The organism is Arthrobacter sp. DNA4 (assembly GCF_024362385.1).
GTDB lineage: Bacteria > Actinomycetota > Actinomycetes > Actinomycetales > Micrococcaceae > Arthrobacter.
The window spans coordinates 2,793,218-2,809,652 of sequence record NZ_CP101466.1 but is presented as its reverse complement, the minus strand read 5'-3'; the positions used below and the strand labels follow the sequence as shown (position 1 = coordinate 2,809,652).

The 16,435-nt window shown below is 67.1% G+C and carries 14 protein-coding genes and 2 tRNA genes; 12 read left to right on the top strand and 4 right to left on the bottom strand.

Annotated features, from left to right (window positions below; all coding sequences use genetic code 11):
• Positions 1–39: 39 nt before the first annotated feature.
• Entirely contained in the window at positions 40–633 is a 594-nt protein-coding gene (locus tag NMQ03_RS12945) for a hypothetical protein (RefSeq protein WP_255172534.1), read from the bottom strand.
• A gap of 133 nt (positions 634–766) precedes the next feature.
• Between NMQ03_RS12945 and NMQ03_RS12940 the strand changes: the two genes are divergently transcribed.
• Genes NMQ03_RS12940 through NMQ03_RS12925 form a run of 4 tightly spaced genes read left to right on the top strand, consistent with a single transcriptional unit; the run spans position 767 to position 4,681 of the window.
• Complete coding sequence (locus NMQ03_RS12940) at positions 767–1,585, top strand: MBL fold metallo-hydrolase (protein WP_255172533.1); 819 nt, start codon at positions 767–769, stop codon at positions 1,583–1,585.
• A 10-nt stretch (positions 1,586–1,595) separates the two neighbouring features.
• On the top strand, positions 1,596–2,372 hold the full coding sequence (locus NMQ03_RS12935) for a fumarylacetoacetate hydrolase family protein (RefSeq protein ID WP_255172532.1): 777 nt from the start codon (positions 1,596–1,598) through the stop codon (positions 2,370–2,372).
• Between the two features lie 57 nt (positions 2,373–2,429).
• Positions 2,430–3,944, top strand: coding sequence for a glutamate--tRNA ligase (gltX, locus tag NMQ03_RS12930; RefSeq protein ID WP_255172531.1), 1,515 nt, complete (start codon positions 2,430–2,432; stop codon positions 3,942–3,944).
• Positions 3,944–4,681 carry an HAD family hydrolase gene (locus NMQ03_RS12925; RefSeq protein ID WP_255172530.1) on the top strand — a complete coding sequence of 246 codons (738 nt, stop codon included), beginning with the start codon at positions 3,944–3,946 and terminating at the stop codon, positions 4,679–4,681. Before gltX ends, NMQ03_RS12925 begins: the two co-directional genes overlap by 1 nt.
• Before the next feature lie 72 nt (positions 4,682–4,753).
• Here the strand turns inward: NMQ03_RS12925 and NMQ03_RS12920 are convergent, their stop codons facing one another.
• Positions 4,754–6,238, bottom strand: a complete 1,485-nt coding sequence (locus NMQ03_RS12920) for a hypothetical protein (RefSeq protein WP_255172529.1) — start codon at positions 6,236–6,238, stop codon at positions 4,754–4,756.
• Positions 6,239–6,622: 384 nt separating this feature from the next.
• Between NMQ03_RS12920 and NMQ03_RS12915 the strand changes: the two genes are divergently transcribed.
• From NMQ03_RS12915 to NMQ03_RS12895, 5 genes are all read left to right on the top strand, one after another.
• Positions 6,623–6,694, top strand: a tRNA-Gln gene (locus NMQ03_RS12915).
• A 128-nt stretch (positions 6,695–6,822) separates the two neighbouring features.
• Positions 6,823–6,898: transfer RNA gene (locus NMQ03_RS12910), tRNA-Glu, on the top strand.
• 119 nt (positions 6,899–7,017) lie between these two features.
• A complete protein-coding gene (locus tag NMQ03_RS12905; protein ID WP_255172528.1) occupies positions 7,018–8,070 on the top strand; it encodes an acyltransferase in 1,053 nt (350 codons plus the stop codon).
• A 7-nt stretch (positions 8,071–8,077) separates the two neighbouring features.
• Entirely contained in the window at positions 8,078–9,847 is a 1,770-nt protein-coding gene (locus tag NMQ03_RS12900; protein WP_255172527.1) for a dynamin family protein, read from the top strand.
• Complete coding sequence (locus NMQ03_RS12895; protein WP_255172526.1) at positions 9,844–11,460, top strand: GTPase; 1,617 nt, start codon at positions 9,844–9,846, stop codon at positions 11,458–11,460. The genes NMQ03_RS12900 and NMQ03_RS12895 overlap by 4 nt, the downstream gene beginning before the upstream one ends.
• Before the next feature lie 10 nt (positions 11,461–11,470).
• Here the strand turns inward: NMQ03_RS12895 and NMQ03_RS12890 are convergent, their stop codons facing one another.
• Both NMQ03_RS12890 and NMQ03_RS12885 read right to left on the bottom strand, forming a co-directional pair.
• Positions 11,471–12,016, bottom strand: coding sequence for a DUF1697 domain-containing protein (locus NMQ03_RS12890; RefSeq protein ID WP_255172525.1), 546 nt, complete (start codon positions 12,014–12,016; stop codon positions 11,471–11,473).
• A 41-nt stretch (positions 12,017–12,057) separates the two neighbouring features.
• Positions 12,058–12,777, bottom strand: a complete 720-nt coding sequence (locus tag NMQ03_RS12885; RefSeq protein ID WP_009356552.1) for an IclR family transcriptional regulator — start codon at positions 12,775–12,777, stop codon at positions 12,058–12,060.
• 113 nt (positions 12,778–12,890) lie between these two features.
• On the opposite strand from NMQ03_RS12885, the gene leuC reads away from it, so the two are divergent.
• The 3 genes from leuC (at position 12,891) to murA (ending at position 16,431) form a co-directional block, all read left to right on the top strand.
• On the top strand, positions 12,891–14,345 hold the full coding sequence (leuC, locus tag NMQ03_RS12880) for a 3-isopropylmalate dehydratase large subunit (protein ID WP_255172524.1): 1,455 nt from the start codon (positions 12,891–12,893) through the stop codon (positions 14,343–14,345).
• Positions 14,346–14,354: 9 nt separating this feature from the next.
• Positions 14,355–14,957: a 3-isopropylmalate dehydratase small subunit gene (gene leuD, locus NMQ03_RS12875; RefSeq protein WP_255172523.1), complete on the top strand. Its 603-nt coding sequence runs from the start codon at positions 14,355–14,357 to the stop codon at positions 14,955–14,957.
• Positions 14,958–15,105: 148 nt separating this feature from the next.
• The gene (murA, locus tag NMQ03_RS12870; protein WP_255172522.1) at positions 15,106–16,431 is read left to right on the top strand and encodes a UDP-N-acetylglucosamine 1-carboxyvinyltransferase; all 1,326 of its coding nucleotides are present in this window, start codon (positions 15,106–15,108) and stop codon (positions 16,429–16,431) included.
• Positions 16,432–16,435: the final 4 nt, after the last annotated feature.

The following is a 16,435-nucleotide window of genomic DNA, read 5'->3' as shown; positions in this document are numbered from 1 at the left end:
GGCAGGCGCCGTTCTGCGTTTCAGCCGACGGCGGGTTGGTCAGCGGCGTGCTGCCTTCCGGGCCGCGTTCTTCATGGCTTTTCGGGAGACCGGCTTGAGCGCCTTGCGGGCCGCTTCCTCCGCCAAAGCCCGGTTGCGCCGCGCGTCGATGAGGTCGTTCCAAAGGGCCGTGGCGAACACGGCACCGTCCTGGGCATAGACGTCGTACGGGTAGCCGGCGAAAACGGCAGGGGTGGGGCCGCTGGTGAACAGGTCCTTGTCGGCGGCCTTCGCCACGGCATCGCCCACAGCCCAGGTCCTGGTCAGGTGCCGGGTGAGGTTCTCCTGCACGAAGAGGTTGGCATCGCCGGACCGGGCGGCCTGGTCCAGCAGGGATTCCAGGTCCGTGGCAACGATTGCGGCGCCTGCCTGGTCTGCCGGCGCGGAGGCGGCATCGAGTTCCGCGGAGATGCCGGCGACGGCCTCCGTCCAGTCCGGGGTTTCACGGAACTTCCGCCACGTCGGGAACCAGACGATGCTGCCCGTGGCGTGGTTGTGGACGTGCAGCAGGCCAGTGGCCTTTTCGGTGGCCGAGTGGTCGTGGCCGTCGGCGTCCGCCTGGGCGAGAAGGTCTGCGAGTGATGCTGTGCTCATGGGCGGGTATCCGGCTTCCTGATGGAGATCGTGGTGCTGTCACTGGTGCCAACCCGCAGCCGGCGCCCTTCTATTCCGCGGCCCGCAGCGGCCAGGCTGGGGGAGGGGTGGCCATGGATGCAAGGATGGGTCCGTGACTTTCAATTCCGGCCCGGTCCTGCAGCGGAGCAGCGCACTCACGCAATTCTTCCTTGCCCCCAACCCGGGTCCCATGAGCCTGGACGGCACCAACTCCTTCGTCCTGCGCGCGCCCGCGCATTCTGCCGTGGTGGTGGTGGATCCCGGACCGGAGGATGAAACGCACCTGGCCGCACTGGCCGGCGTTGGCACCGTGGAGCTGATCCTGGTGACCCACCGGCACGCGGACCACACTGCCGGGTCCGCGCGCCTGCACGAGCTGACGGGCGCACCAGTCCGCGCCATGGATGCCAACCACTGCCATGGCGGGGGAGAACCCCTGGCGTCCGGGGAAGTTATCCGGGTGGCAGGGTTGGAGATCGCAGTGCTTGCCACCCCGGGCCACACCTCCGACTCCGCCTGCTTCCATCTGCCGGCGGACGGGCAGAACGGATCGGTGCTGACGGGGGACACCATCCTTGGCCGGGGGACCACCGTGCTGGACTACCCGGACGGGACGCTGGGCGATTACCTTGCATCCCTGGACCTGCTGGAGGCCATGGGCCCTGCAACCGTCCTGCCCGCGCACGGCCCGGTGCTGCCGTCCCTGGAGTCTGCAGCCCGCGACTACCGGACGCACCGGGAGGAACGGCTGGCGCAAATCCGCGCTGCACTGGCGCGGCTGGGCCGGGACGCGACCGTGGGTGAGGTGGCTGACGCCGTCTATGCCGGCGTCGGACCTTCCGTCCGGCGCGCCGCCGAACTGTCCGTGGCCGCCCAGCTCTCGTACCTGCGCGGCGGGGATGAAGGGCAGGCGGCGCCGCCGGGACGGTAGGGTAGGAGCCATGCGTATTGCCAGGTTTGTCGTCGATTCCGATCCCCTGTACGGCGTTGTGGAAGGTGCTCCCGGCAGTGAGGAAATCACTGTCATCCACGGCGACCCCTTCTTCAACGGCGTGGAGCGTACCTCCGTGCGCCACAAGCTGGAGGACGTCCGGCTGCTGGCGCCCATCATTCCCCGAAGCAAGGTGATCGGTGTGGGCCGGAACTTCGTGGAGCACGCCCATGAGCTCGGCAACGAGGTACCCGCCCAGCCGCTGCTCTTCCTGAAGCCCAACACCGCCGTCGTTGGCCCCAACGACCCCGTGGTGCTGCCGGAGTTTTCCGAGGAGGTCTCCTTCGAGGCCGAACTCTGCGTGGTCATTGGCCGCATTTGCAAGGACGTGCCGGAAGACCGCGTGGGCGATGTCATTTTCGGGTACACCTGCGGCAACGACCTCACGGCCCGGGACGTCCAGAAAACCGACCTGCAGTGGACCCGTGCCAAGGGCTTCGACACCTCGGCGCCGCTGGGTCCCTGGATCGAAACCGACCTGGACACGGAGGACCTGCAGATCCAGGGCCGCCTGAACGGTGAGGTGCGCCAGGACGGCAGCACCAGCCAGATGATCCGTGGCGTGCGCGAACTGGTGTCCGTGGTGTCCCAGGCGTTTACCCTGCTGCCAGGCGACGTGATCATGACCGGTACCCCTGCCGGAGTGGGGCTGGTCAAGGAGGGCGACCGCTTCGAGGTGGAAATCGAGGGCATCGGCCGGCTGTCCAACCCCATCGTCCGCCGTTAGCACCGGCCCGCAGGGCGGGAGGCGGGATCCGGCCGGGCGGGTAAAGTTGAAGCCACTATGAGTATCGCTTCTTCGTCACCTGCCGCCTCCATTCCCCCCGTCACCGCGGAAACGCCCGTGCGGGTCCGTTTCTGCCCCTCGCCCACGGGCACCCCGCACGTGGGACTGATCCGGACGGCCCTGTTCAACTGGGCCTACGCGCGCCACACCAAGGGCACGCTGGTCTTCCGGATCGAGGACACGGATGCGGCTCGCGACAGCGAGGAAAGCTACCACCAGCTGCTGGATGCGCTGAAGTGGCTCGGCATCGACTGGGACGAGGGCGTGGAAGTGGGCGGCCCGCACGAGCCGTACCGGCAGTCCCAGCGCGGCGACATCTACCAGGACGTCATCAAGCGGCTGCAGGAGGGCGGATTCATCTATGAGTCCTTCTCCACCCCGGAAGAGATCGAGGCACGCCACCGCGCCGCAGGCCGCGACCCGAAGCTCGGTTACGACGGCTTTGACCGGCACCTGACCGACGAGCAGCTGGCACAGTACCGGGCCGAAGGCCGGCAGGCTGTGCTCCGCCTGCGGATGCCGGACGAGGACATCACGTTCACCGACCTCGTCCGGGGCGACATCACCTTCAAGGCCGGGTCGGTTCCCGACTTCGCCGTGGTGCGGGCCAACGGTGCGCCGCTGTACACCCTGGTCAACCCCGTGGATGACGCACTGATGGGCATCACGCACGTGCTGCGCGGGGAGGACCTGCTCAGCTCAACGCCCCGGCAGGTCGCCCTGTACCGGGCCCTGTATGCCATCGGTGTTGCCGAGTACATGCCGGAGTTCGGACACCTGCCCTACGTCATGGGCCAGGGAAACAAGAAGCTGTCCAAGCGGGACCCCGAGTCCAGCCTCTTCCTGCACCGCGAGCGGGGCTTCATCCCGGAAGGGCTGCTCAATTACCTGTCACTGCTGGGCTGGTCCCTCAGCGCGGACGAGGACATCTTCACGGTAGAGCAGCTCGTGGAGCACTTCGACATCCATGACGTCCTGGGCAACCCCGCGCGCTTCGACCTGAAGAAGGCCGAGGCCATCAACGGCACCCACGTCCGGATGCTCGAACCGAAGGTCTTCCGCGACCGGGTGGCGCACTACCTGCGCGAGGCCGGCCTGGTGGGGGAGATCCTGACCGACCGTGAGGAGGAGATCCTCACCGAAGCGGCACCCTTGATCCAGGAGCGCATCACGCTGCTGGGTGAAGCGCCCGAGATGCTGGCATTCCTGTTCAAGGCAGACGACGCCGTCGACGTTGCCGATGACGCCCGCAAGGGCCTCCCCGCCAACCTTCCCGAGGTCCTGGACGCCGCCATCGCCGCCCTGGAGCCGGTGGCGGACTGGACGGCGGAGAACATCCAGGCTGCACTCAAGCAGGCCCTGGTGGAAGACATGGGCATCAAGCCGCGGCTCGCCTTCGGTCCGGTCCGCACGGCGGTTTCCGGCCGCCGCGTGTCGCCGCCCCTGTTCGAGTCCATTGTGATCCTGGGCAAGGAGTCGTCCCTGCGCCGGCTCCAAGCTTTCCGCGGCTGATGACCGCCCCCAGCCAGGCACCCGCCGGCGTGTTGCAGACACCTTTCGGCGCTGTCCGGGGTGTCCTGTTCGACATTGACGACACCCTGGTGGACCTCGAATATTCAATGACGACCGCCCTGCGCGAGGTCAGTGAACACCTCCTGCCCGGCCTGGACCAGGCCGGATGGGAGCGGTTCGGGCGCATCTTCACGCACGAAACCACGCATTACTACGACCGCTACCTTGCAGGTGAGCTGACGTTCAACGAACAGCGGCTGCTCCGGGGAAGGGCGGCGCTGGGGCACTTCGGCGTGGAGCTGGCCGACGGCGAGGAATCACACCAGTGGTTGAGCGCCTACATGGAGAAGCAGCCCGCTTACGTGAAGCCGTTTCCCGATGTGCTGCCCCTGCTCGATGCCCTGGACCAGGCGGGCATCCCGTATGGCGCCGTGAGCAACAACGTCCACGACTACCAGCGGGCCAAGCTGGACGGCGCCGGGCTGGAGCGGATCACCCACCTGGTGGGCACCGACACCCTGGGCGTCGCCAAGCCGCATCCGGCGATGTATCTCGAAGGCGTCAGGCTCCTGGGCACTGGCCCTGCCGAAACGCTGTATGTAGGCGACAACCGGCTGCTGGATGCAGAAGGCTCGACGGCGGCGGGCCTGGTGGGTGTGTGGCTCAACCGCGTGGGGGAGGTCGTGGACGACTTCGAGGGCGGCATGGTCGCATCCCTGGACCAGCTGCTGGGATAAGATTCCGGCCACAGCGGCCGCTGCCCTTCTTGCGGGACGGCGGCCGCTGTGTCGACAAGAGTGCTCCGGGTGTCAGGCCGCAGCTTCCGGCCGCAGGGAACGCCTGCGGAGGACCAGGTAGGCCCCGACGGCGGCAGCCACCAGCAGCGCCACCACCACAAGTGCGACTACCGGGTTGTCCAGCCACGACGACGGCGATACAGCGGCCACCTTCGAGTGCAGCTCCTGCGTGCCGGCCGCGATTTTCGCATTGCCGTCCGCCAGCTTGCCCGCACCGTCGGCGAGTTTGACTGAGCCGTCGTCCAGCTTGCCGTTGCCGTCCGCGAGCTGCCCCGTTCCGTCGGCGAGCTGGGCGGATCCGGCCTGCAGCTGGCCTGTGCCGCGGCTCAGGGCCACTGTGCCGTCGGACAACGCCTCGGTTCCGGCCAGCAGGCCAGGGTTGGCGGGGTCTTCGCCGCCGTTGATTCCGGCGCTGAGTTTGGTGGTGCCGTCCTGGAGGTTGTTTGCGGCGTAGATCAGTCCGGGGCTGTCCGGGTTGCCGGGGACGCCGTCCATTCCTACCCTGATCTTGGCCGTGCCCTCGGCCAGCATGGACGTGCCCAACACCACACCCGGATTTTGCGGGTCCGTCGCATTGAGCTTCCCGGCCAACGTGGCAAAGCCCGCCTTCAGCCGGGCTGCCCCGTCATCCAGCTGGGCGGCTCCCGTGGTCAAACTGCCGGTTCCGGCCTTAAGCTGCCCGGCGCCGTCGTTCAGCTTCGCTGCTCCCGCATCGAGCTGCCCCGCTCCCGCGTAGGCGCGCCGGCCGCCGTCGGCCAACTTGGCGATCTGGTCCTTGATGACGGCCAGGGGAACCAGGCCCTGGGGCCCGTTCGCCGCCGCTTCAAGCTGGTCCAGCCCCTGGCTGAGCGCGGCGAGCCCGTCTCCCTTGGCCGGATCATTCCCCGCGCCGGGGTAGCCCTTCAGCTGCGCTGTTCCGTTCTTCAGCGCCGCTGTCCCTGCGCTCAGGCTGGTGGTGCCGGCGTCGAGCTGACCGGCGCCTGCCGCGAGCCGGCCGGTACCCGCCGCCAGCTGTCCCGCACCGTCGGCAAGGTTGTTCGGCGCGTTTCCGGCAGCAGTGGGAGTCAGCGCCGCGGACAGTGCGATGGCGCCGGCCTGAAGCTTGTGGGCGCCGTCATCCACCTGGTAGACGCCGGGGACGAGTTTGTTCAGGACATCATTCTGAAGCTTGGTGGTGCCGGCATGCAGCTTGTCCACCCCGGGCGCCAGCTGGTCACGGACTCCGGAGAAGATCTTCCCGGCACCCGCCTGCAGGGCCGCAGCCCCGGTATTAAGCTCGGCACTTCCCTCCTTGACCTTGACCGAGCCGTCCTTGACCTGGCCCGCGCCTTTGTTCGCTGCGCCGGCTCCTGTGGCCAGCTGCCCGGAGCCGTCCCTGAGCTGCGACGCCCCCGCGGCCGCCTGCCCGGCACCGTCCATGAGCTGGGCGGCACCGTTGGAAATCTGGCCGGTGAGGTAGGTGTAGAACGCAAGGAACAGGGTGAGCAAGAGGGACAAGGCGATGATTGCGATGGATTGTGACCGGGGTCTGGGCCTGGCTGCGGCAATGGTTGCTGTGCGGGTTGTCAACGCTGACACTTCCTAACTTCCGCCGGACGACGCTGCCCGGGGGCGAAAAACCGTGGCTGGTAAGGCGTTCCCGTTTTCCTCGTGGGTGCCCCATGAGAGGGGAAAGGGAGATTGTTACTGATGGGTAACTTACTCGAGGGTAACCATACGGGCGGAAGGCGGGCAAGGGGTTTGGTGCAACCGTTCTGCCGTGGCTCCCGCGCCTGTCCGGCTCTCGATTTGTGCGAGCCGAAAGTCTCGGGTAAAGTAATTTCTCGTGCTGAGGCGCACGGAGCAGGGAAAACGCCCTGAAATCCGGCCCGAAAGTGCCATTGGGATATGGTGTAATTGGCAACACTACGGTTTCTGGTACCGTCATTCTAGGTTCGAGTCCTGGTATCCCAGCTCTGGTTTGAGTGCTGATTTCAGCCGCAAAACAGGAGGTTTCCACTCGGTTCGCCGATTTGAAACCACGGCAAAGTGTGTGAAATACTCACTGAGCTTGAGCAGCGGAAACGCTGCCGGAAGTACACGGCCCCATCGTATAGCGGCCTAGTACGCCGCCCTCTCACGGCGGTAACGCGGGTTCGAATCCCGCTGGGGTCACCATCGGAAATGGTCCCGGGCAACAGTCCGGGGCCATTTTTCGTTTAACTTGCGCATACCCCGCGCAAACGTTGCGGGGCCCCGCCTACTCTGAACTCCAGGGGCGAGCGTCGGGGGAAGATGTGCTGGGGAAACTTTTTGCTGATGGCAAGAATTCGTTGAATGCCATCCGGCTGGTGCTCGCAGCCCTTGTGGTTGTTTCGCACTCATGGTGGCTTGGCGCCTATGGGCCCGAACCGGCACCGGGGGGAGTCAAGCTGGGGAGCTGGGCAGTTCTTGGATTTTTCGGTATCTCCGGGTACCTGATCACCCGGAGCAGGATGCGGGTGACGGGCAGTACCTATTGGCGTGCGCGCTTCCTGAGAATATTTCCCGGACTTGTCGCCTGCGTCGCGGCAGTAGCGTTTGTCATCGCCCCACTGACGGCCGTGACGACAGGGCGAAGCTATTGGTTTCCCGACGCCGTGCTCTACTTTGCAAGCAACCTGTCCGCGGGATTCCCCGGAGTTGCCGTTGGGGGCATTCCGGGATCGTTGGACGGCGTTCCTGATCCCCGACTGTGGAACGGGCCCCTATGGACTTTGTTCTGGGAAATCGCCTGCTACATGTTGATCGGCGTTTTGTTTTTCGCGCTTAAGGCGGAGTTGGCGCGGGCGGCGGTGCTTTGTCTCTTCCTTGCGGGCACCGTTGCCGCATTTGCCGTTGATGCCGGCTGGACCTTCCCACCAACCCCTTACGATTGGCCTCTTGTGCCGGTGATCACCTTTCTCGCTGGCTCGCTGGTGTACATGTTCCGGGACTGGATCCCGGCGGGACGCGGAGCCGCATTGTTGTCCGCTGGCTTCGTCGTGTTGGTTGCTTCTCTGGGTTACGCGCAGTCGCTCGTGCACATACCGCTGTGTATTCTCCTTCTGGCCAGCTCTCTGCATCTGCCGTTGTCACGTATCGGTTCGCGCTTCGATATCTCTTACGGCGTGTACATCTACGGCTGGCCGGTCCAGCAGGTCCTGGCGTCCATGGGGCTGCATACTGGGGTTCCACCGCTGCTATTCGCCGCGGCATCGCTGCTGGCGCTAGCGCCTGCAGCCTGGCTATCGTGCCGTTACGTGGAAATGTCGGCGCGGAGCTGGTTCCCACTTACAAAAGACCGGGGGCCAGCCACTCAACTGGCATGATGTTGCTGTGACCTCCCACGACGAGCACGGCCGCCCAGCCCAGCCGCCCCCGCAATCCTTGGCGGCGGTGACGCTGCTGGAGGAAATCCGCAGCGGGCTGGACGATGTCACCCTGCCGCTGGCCCTGCCGGGTGCAGACCAGGCGCGCCGCGACGCCTTAGCCGCAAGGGCCCAGCTGGACGACTACATCCTTCCGCGGTACCGCAGCCTGGACGCCCCCCTGCTCGCCGTCGTCGGCGGTTCCACCGGCGCGGGCAAATCCACCCTCGTGAACGGACTCGTGGGGCACCCGGTAACCCGCGCCGGAGCCATCCGGCCCACCACCCGCCAGCCAATCCTGCTGCACAACCCCGCCGAGGCTGCCTGGTTTGAAGGCCAGCGCGTCCTGCCGGGGCTAAGCCGGATCCGGGGAACCCTGGCTGCCAGTCCAGCGCCCACGGGCCACGCGGGGGAGCCGGCCGCTGCCACCGATTCCCTGGTCCTGCTGGCTGATGCGGCAGTACCTGCCGGGATCGCCCTCCTTGATGCGCCCGACGTCGACTCGATTTCGGACCAGAACCGCCTCCTGGCCGGACAGTTGCTGGCTGCCGCCGACCTCTGGGTGTTTGTCACCACCGCAAACCGGTATGCCGACGCCGTCCCCTGGAAGCTCCTCCTGGACGCCGCTTCCCGGGACATCACGGTGGCCGTGGTGCTGGACCGGGTGCCGCAGGGCGCCGAAGCGGAGGTGAGCCAGGACCTCCGGGGCCTGCTGGACCGCGAAGGCCTGGCCGGAAGCCGCCTGTTCATCATCGCCGAAACAGTCCTGGATGCTCGCGGCATGCTGCCCGCCGGGGCCGTGGATGAGTTGGGGGTGTGGCTGGCGTCGCTGGCATCCGATGCGGCGGGGCGGGCCGATGTGGCACGCCGAACGCTGAACGGGACAGTCCGTGCGTTGGCCCAGCGGGTTGCAGACCTCGCCGAATCTGTGCGTGAACAGGAACAGGCAGCTGCCCGGCTCGAATCCGATGCCGTGGCGGCTTATGAAAATGCGGCCACCCGGATCCTGGACGCCACCCGCGACGGAGCCCTGCTGCGGGGCGAGGTGCTGGCCCGCTGGCAGGACTTCGTGGGCACCGGCGAATTTTTCCGCACCCTCGAGCAGAACGTGGGTCGGTTCAGGGACCGGCTGGGGGCATTCTTCCGTGGCGAACCCGCGCCGGCCGTGCGGGTGGAGGCGGCTATCGAGACCGGCCTGCAGGCAGTCATTGTCGACGAGGCAGCCAATGCTGCCGAAGACACTGACCAGCGGTGGCGTTCGGACCCGGCCGGCCGGCAACTGCTGGCCGCGGACGACCTGTCCGGGACGGCGCCCGGGTTCGCTGACCGGGCGGCTGCAGAGATCCGGGCCTGGCAGGAAGCATTGATGGAGCTGATCCGCACCGAAGGCCAGGGCAGACGCACCCAGGCGCGCTGGTTGTCGTTCGGCATCAACGGCCTCGGTGCCGCGCTGATGATCGTGGTGTTTTCGATGACGGCGGGGCTCACGGGACTGGAGATCGGCGTGGCCGGAGGCACCGCCGTCGTGGGCCAGCGCCTGCTGGAGGCGGTGTTTGGCGAGGATGCCGTGCGCCGGATGGCGGACAAGGCGCGCGAGGACCTGGCAGTACGCTGCCGGCAGCTGCTGATGGACGAGCAGCAGAAGTTCCTGCAGCGGCTGCCGGCGGACAACCCGGACCTGGCACAGGCACTTGCAGTGCAGGCCGGAAAACTGGCGCGGCTGGCGGGGAGCGCGTGAACCGGCACAGCGGAGCGCGGGAGTCCTCACGGCTGGACACCCGGCTCCAGGCCCTCCAGGACGCCCGCGAACTGGGGGAGGGTGTCCTGCCGGACCAGGCGCTGCAGGAGGCATTCGCTGTCCTGGAACGCGCAAGTTCCCGCCGTTCCTTGTCCGGTGACCACACAGTGGTCGGCTTCTTTGGGGCAACAGGAAGCGGCAAGTCGTCCCTTTTCAACGCCGTCAGCGGCGCGGAAATCGCGACGGCGGCCGCGCGCCGGCCCACCACATCGGAACCGTTGGCAGGGGTCTGGGGAGCAGCGGGCAGTGAAGCGCTCCTCGACTGGCTGGAGGTGGGGAACCGGCACCACGCCCAGCCCGTGGAGGGCTTTGCGGACGAGCGGACCGGGCTGATCCTGCTGGATCTCCCCGACTTCGACTCCACCCGCGCCGCCAACCGCGAGATCGTGCAGCGCATGGTGGGCATGGTGGACGTCCTGGTCTGGGTGCTCGATCCGCAGAAGTATGCGGATGCGGCCCTCCATAACGGCTTCCTGGCGCCGCTGGCGTCCCACGGGGCCGTCACGCTGGTGGTCCTCAACCAGGTGGACCGACTGCCTGCGCACGATGTGCAGCCGGTACTTGACTCGCTGCACGCGATCCTTGACGGCGAGGGGCTGGGACAGGTGCGCGTACTCGCGTCATCCGCGCTGACAGGGGCAGGGATTGCGGAGGTGCGGGCCGCGATCCGGAAGGTGGCTGTGCAGCGGCAGGCCCAGTCCCGGCGGTTGGAAGCGGACATCAGCAAGGCCGCGGAGGATCTGCTGCATGCCTCCGGTGACGGCGATGCCGCAGGGATCCGTTCTGCCGCCAGGACGCAGCTTGCGGAGGAACTGGCCGTTGCGGCGAATGTGCCTGCCGTGGTGCGGGCCGTGGGACAGTCTTACCGCCTCGAGTCCGTGCGCCGCACCGGCTGGCCGGTAACCCGCTGGCTCTCCCGGTTCCGGGTTGACCCGCTGCGCCGGCTCAACCTCCGCAGCAGTTCTCCTGCCAGCCTGAACCGGACTTCGCTGCCGACGGCCGGTGCGCCGGACCGGGCACGCACCGATGCAGCTGTCAGGGAGTTCGCGGACGCGGCCAGTGCCGGCGCGCCCGGCCCATGGCGGGCCGCGATCCGGGGGGCTGCAAGGGCTTACCGGGAGCGCCTGCCCGATGCGCTGGACCAGGCCATCGCCGGAACCGACCTGGCTGCCGACCGGAAAGCGTGGTGGTGGGGTGCTTTCAACGCGGTGCAGTGGCTGGCGCTGTTAATCCTGGTGGGCGGTCTGGGCTGGCTGGGCGTCCTGGCCGGGCTCGGCTACCTTCAGCTGCCGGTGCCGGAGGTGCCGCGCGTGGAGGGATGGCCGGTGCCCACCCTGATGATCGCCTTCGGACTGGTTTTGGGGATTTTCCTGGCGATCACCGGACGTTTCATTGCAGCCGCGGCTGCCCGGGCCAGGGCTGCCAGGGCACGACGACGGCTCAACAGCGCCGTTGCAGCGGCGGCGCAGGAGCTGGTGGTGGAACCGGTGGAAGCGGAAATCGGAAGGCTTGCGGCGTTCAACAAGGCACTGAAGAAGGCCGGGCAGGCCTAGGGCCTGTTCGCTAGCCTGCTGCGAGGGCCCGTGCGGCGTCGCGGACCTTGATCATGGTGCGCAGGTTCCGGGTGGTGGTTGCCGCTTTGAACTTCGCCTTGGCGCTGATCTTGCTGAAGGGACTGTCAAGGGTTCCGCCTACGGGGGCCAGCCAGGCGAGAGCCTCCGGCGCCAGCCGCTGCTGGTCCTGGCCTTCCAGGGCTGAACCGGCCGCCTCGAGTTCGTCCAGGACTGCGGTGTCCGAGGAGATGGTGATGTAGGCGTGGGTGGACTTGTCGTCGTCAGGGTAAGGGCAGGCTTCCACCAGGTGGCCCACCCGCCCGGCTTCCAGGACCACCACCCAGGCTTCGTAGCCAAAGGCCGCACGGAGGCACTTTTCGCACTCGCGCTTCACGGCTGCCGCGTCCAGGCTGCTGGACAGCACCACGTTGCCGCTCGCCAGCAGGGTCTTCGCGTCCTCGAAACCACAGTTCTTCAGCGCGCCCCTGAGGTCCGCCATTTTGATATTGATTCCGCCTACGTTGATGCCGCGGAGGAACACTGCGTAGCTGCCCATGGCCACAGCCTAGCGGCGCGGACGCCGGGGGAGGGAAGGTCCTAGTCGTTGTTCTTCCGCAGCGCCTCGGTCAGGATGCGTCCTGCATTGCAGACCACTTCGGCGTGGAGGCGTCCCGGCTGGCGGGTCAGGCGTTCGATCGGGCCCGAAATGGAGACGGCGGCGATCACCCTGCCGGACGGACCCCGCACCGGTGCCGAGACGGACGCGACCCCCGGCTCGCGTTCGCCCAGGCTCTGCCCCCAGCCCCGCCGTCGTACTCCTGCCAGGACAGTGGGCGTGAAGCGGGCCGACTGCAGGCCCTCCAGGAGCCGGTCGTGGTCTTCCCACGCCAGCAGGACCTGGGCCGCGGAACCTGCCTTCATGGACAATTGTGTGCCGACGGGGATGGTGTCGCGAAGCCCGATGGGCCGCTCGGCGGAGGCGACGCAGACGCGCCAGTCGCCTTGGCGGCGGAAAATCTGGGCGCTCTCGCCCGTGGCGTCGCGCAGCTGCATCAGGACCGGGCCGGCGGAGGCGATCAGGCGGTCCTCGCCGGCTGCCGAGGCGAGCTCAACAAGCCTGCTGCCGAGCACGAAGCGGCCCTGGATGTCGCGGCTGACGAGCCGGTGGTGCACCAGCGCCAAAGCGAGGCGGTGGACAGTGGGCCGGGCCAAGCCTGTGGCCGCCACGAGCTGCGCCAGGGTGGTGGGTCCTGCCTCGAGGGCGTCGAGCACCTGGGCCGCTTTATCAATGACACCGACTCCACTAGAATTGTCCATGTAATGATATTGCCGTCTCATTATCTGAGATGCAAATCTTTCGGGTGGCGCGGTGTGGAGCCCTCCTGATTCAGTTGGACCATTCAGCCAAACAGCAGTGAAGGGAGAGGGCCATGGGAAAGACATTGGCCGAGAAAGTCTGGGACGCACACGTGGTGCGCAAAGGTGACGGCGATGGTGCCAACGCCCAGCCTGACCTTCTCTTCATCGACCTTCACCTGGTCCACGAAGTCACGTCCCCGCAGGCCTTTGAAGGCCTGCGCCTGGCCGGCCGCAAGCTGCGCCGGCCGGACCTGACCATCGCCACCGAAGACCACAACACCCCCACGCTGGACATCGACAAGCCCATTGCCGACCTCACCAGCCGCACCCAGATCCAGACCCTGCGCAACAACTGCGCGGAGTTCGGGGTCCGGCTGCACAGCCTGGGCGACGCCGAACAGGGCATCGTCCACGTCGTAGGTCCCCAGCTGGGACTCACGCAGCCCGGCATGACGGTTGTCTGCGGCGACTCGCACACCTCCACGCACGGTGCGTTCGGCGCGCTGGCCATGGGTATCGGCACGTCCGAGGTGGAGCACGTCATGGCCACCCAGACGCTGTCCCTGAAGCCGTTCAAGACCATGGCCATCAACGTGGAGGGCACGCTGCGCCCGGGCGTTACCGCCAAGGACATTATCCTCGCCGTGATCGCGAAAATCGGCACCGGCGGCGGCCAGGGCTATGTGCTCGAATACCGTGGCTCGGCCATCCGGGCGTTGTCCATGGAAGCACGGATGACCATCTGCAACATGTCCATCGAGGCAGGCGCCAGGGCGGGCATGGTGGCACCCGACCAGACCACCTACGACTACATGCTGGGCCGCCCGCACGCGCCGGAGGGCGCTGACTGGGACGCCGCCGTCGAGTACTGGAACACATTGAGGACCGACGACGACGCCACCTTCGACGTCGAGGTGGACCTGGACGCCGACACGCTGGAGCCGTTCGTCACCTGGGGAACCAACCCCGGCCAGGGCGTATCGCTGTCCCAGTCCGTTCCGTCCCCCGGGGACTTCGGCGACGAGAACGCCAAGGCCGCCGCGGAGCGCGCCCTGCAGTACATGGGGCTCGAAGCCGGCACGCCGATGAAGGACATCCGGGTGGACACGGTCTTCCTCGGTTCCTGCACCAACTCCCGGATCGAGGACCTGCGCGCCGCCGCGGACATTATCCGCGGCCGCGAAAAGGATCCGCAGGTCCGCATGCTGGTAGTGCCCGGCTCGGCCCGCGTCCGGCTCGAAGCAGAGGCCGAGGGCCTGGACAAGGTCTTCAAGGACTTCGGTGCCGAATGGCGCTTCGCCGGCTGCTCCATGTGCCTGGGCATGAACCCGGACCAGTTGGAGCCCGGGGAGCGGTGCGCCTCCACCTCCAACCGCAACTTCGAAGGACGCCAGGGCAAGGGCGGACGCACGCACCTGGTCTCGCCGGTGGTGGCCGCAGCCACGGCCGTGCGCGGCACGCTCAGCTCGCCGTCGGACCTTGAACCGGCTCCCGAACCCGCAGCCATCCGCATCGACGCAGCCTAGGACAACACCATGGAAAAGTTCACCAAGCACACCGGCATTGGCGTCCCGCTGCGCCAGAGCAACGTCGACACCGACCAGATCATCCCCGCGGTGTACCTCAAGCGCATCACCCGGACCGGCTTCGAGGATGCCCTGTTCTCGGCATGGCGGAAGGACTCCTCCTTCATCCTCAACCAAGAGCCGTACAGCGCCGGTTCGGTCCTGGTGACCGGCCCGGACTTCGGTACCGGGTCTTCCCGCGAGCACGCCGTCTGGGCGTTGAAGGACTACGGCTTCAAGGCCGTGCTGTCGTCCCGCTTCGCCGATATTTTCCGCGGCAACTCGGGCAAGCAGGGGCTCCTGGCCGCGCAGGTGGCCCAGGACGACATCGAGCTCATCTGGAAGGAACTCGAGAACGCCCCGGGCACCCAGGTCACGGTGGACCTCGAGTCCAAGACCGTGGTGTGCGGCAACATCGTGGCGCCCTTTGAGATCGACGACTACACCCGCTGGCGGCTCCTGGAAGGCCTGGATGACATCGGGCTGACCCTGCAGCACGAAGCCGACATCACGGCCTATGAGGCCACCCGCCCGGCATTCAAGCCCAAGACCCTGACGGCGAAGCTTTCCTAGCCTGGGGTGCGCCATCCGGCGGCGGGTGTCCGTTCCGCCACGCCCCGCCGCCGGTGCCCCCTTATTTCGGTTCGGTAACGCGACCTCCTATGCTTGGTTGGAGCCTTTGCAAGGTTTTGGGGGCTAGTGATCGTGAGGAAACCGGTATATGAGTAGTGTTCTGACAATCCGCGGCGGTGTCCCGCTTACAGGCCGCGTCAGCGTCCGTGGGGCAAAGAACCTTGTCCCCAAGGCAATGGTGGCGGCGCTGCTGGGAAACGAACCCTCGGTGTTGCGGAACGTGCCGGAAATCAAGGACGTCGAGGTAGTCACCTCCCTGCTGCAGCTGCATGGCGTGACCGTGGAGAAAGACCCGGTCAACGGTGACCTCACCCTCGACCCCAAGGCCGCCAAGACGGCGCCGAGCACCGCGATCGACGCCCACGCCGGCGACTCCCGCATTCCCATCCTGCTGTGCGGGCCGCTGATCCACGCGATCGGCGAAGCCTTCATCCCGGACCTGGGCGGCTGCAAGATCGGTGACCGGCCCATCGACTACCACCTGGACGTCCTGCGCCAGTTCGGCGCCGTTGTGGAGAAACGCCCCGGCGGCATCCACATCTCGGCGCCCAAAGGCCTGCAGGGCGCCAAGATCTCCCTCCCTTACCCGTCCGTGGGGGCCACGGAGCAGGTCCTGCTGAGCGCCACCCGCGCGGAAGGCATCACGGAACTTTCCGGTGCCGCCACCGAACCGGAAATCGTCGACCTCATCGCCGTGCTGCAGAAAATGGGCGCCATCATCAGCGTCCAGACCGACCGCACCATCCGCATCGAAGGCGTCCGGGACCTGGGCGGTTACAACCACCGCGCGCTTTCGGACCGCAATGAGTCGGCGTCCTGGGCGTCGGCGGCGCTGGTGACGCGCGGCGACATCTTCGTCGAGGGCGCCTCCCAGCGCGACATGATGACCTTCCTGAACACCTACCGCAAAGTCGGCGGCGGAATGGACATCGGCGAGGACGGCATCCGGTTCTACCACAAGGGCGGAAAGCTGAACCCGCTGGTCCTCGAAACGGATGTCCACCCCGGCTTCATGACCGACTGGCAGCAGCCGCTGGTGGTGGCACTCACCCAGGCCGAGGGCGTCTCGATTGTCCACGAAACCGTGTACGAGAACCGCTTCGGCTTCACGGACGCGCTCATCCGCATGGGCGCCAGCATCCAGGTGCACCGGGAGTGCCTGGGCAGCGTTCCGTGCCGCTTCGGCCAACGCAACTTCCTGCACTCCGCGGTCATTTCCGGCCCCACCCAGCTCAAGGGAACCGACATCGATGTTCCGGACCTGCGCGGCGGGTTCAGCCACCTGATCGCCGCTTTGGCCGCCACGGGGACCTCACGGGTCACCGGCATCGACATCATCAACCGCGGCTACGAGCGCTTCACCGAGAAGCTTGCCGGCCTCGGTGCCGATTTCGACATCACCACCACGAAGTAGAGCG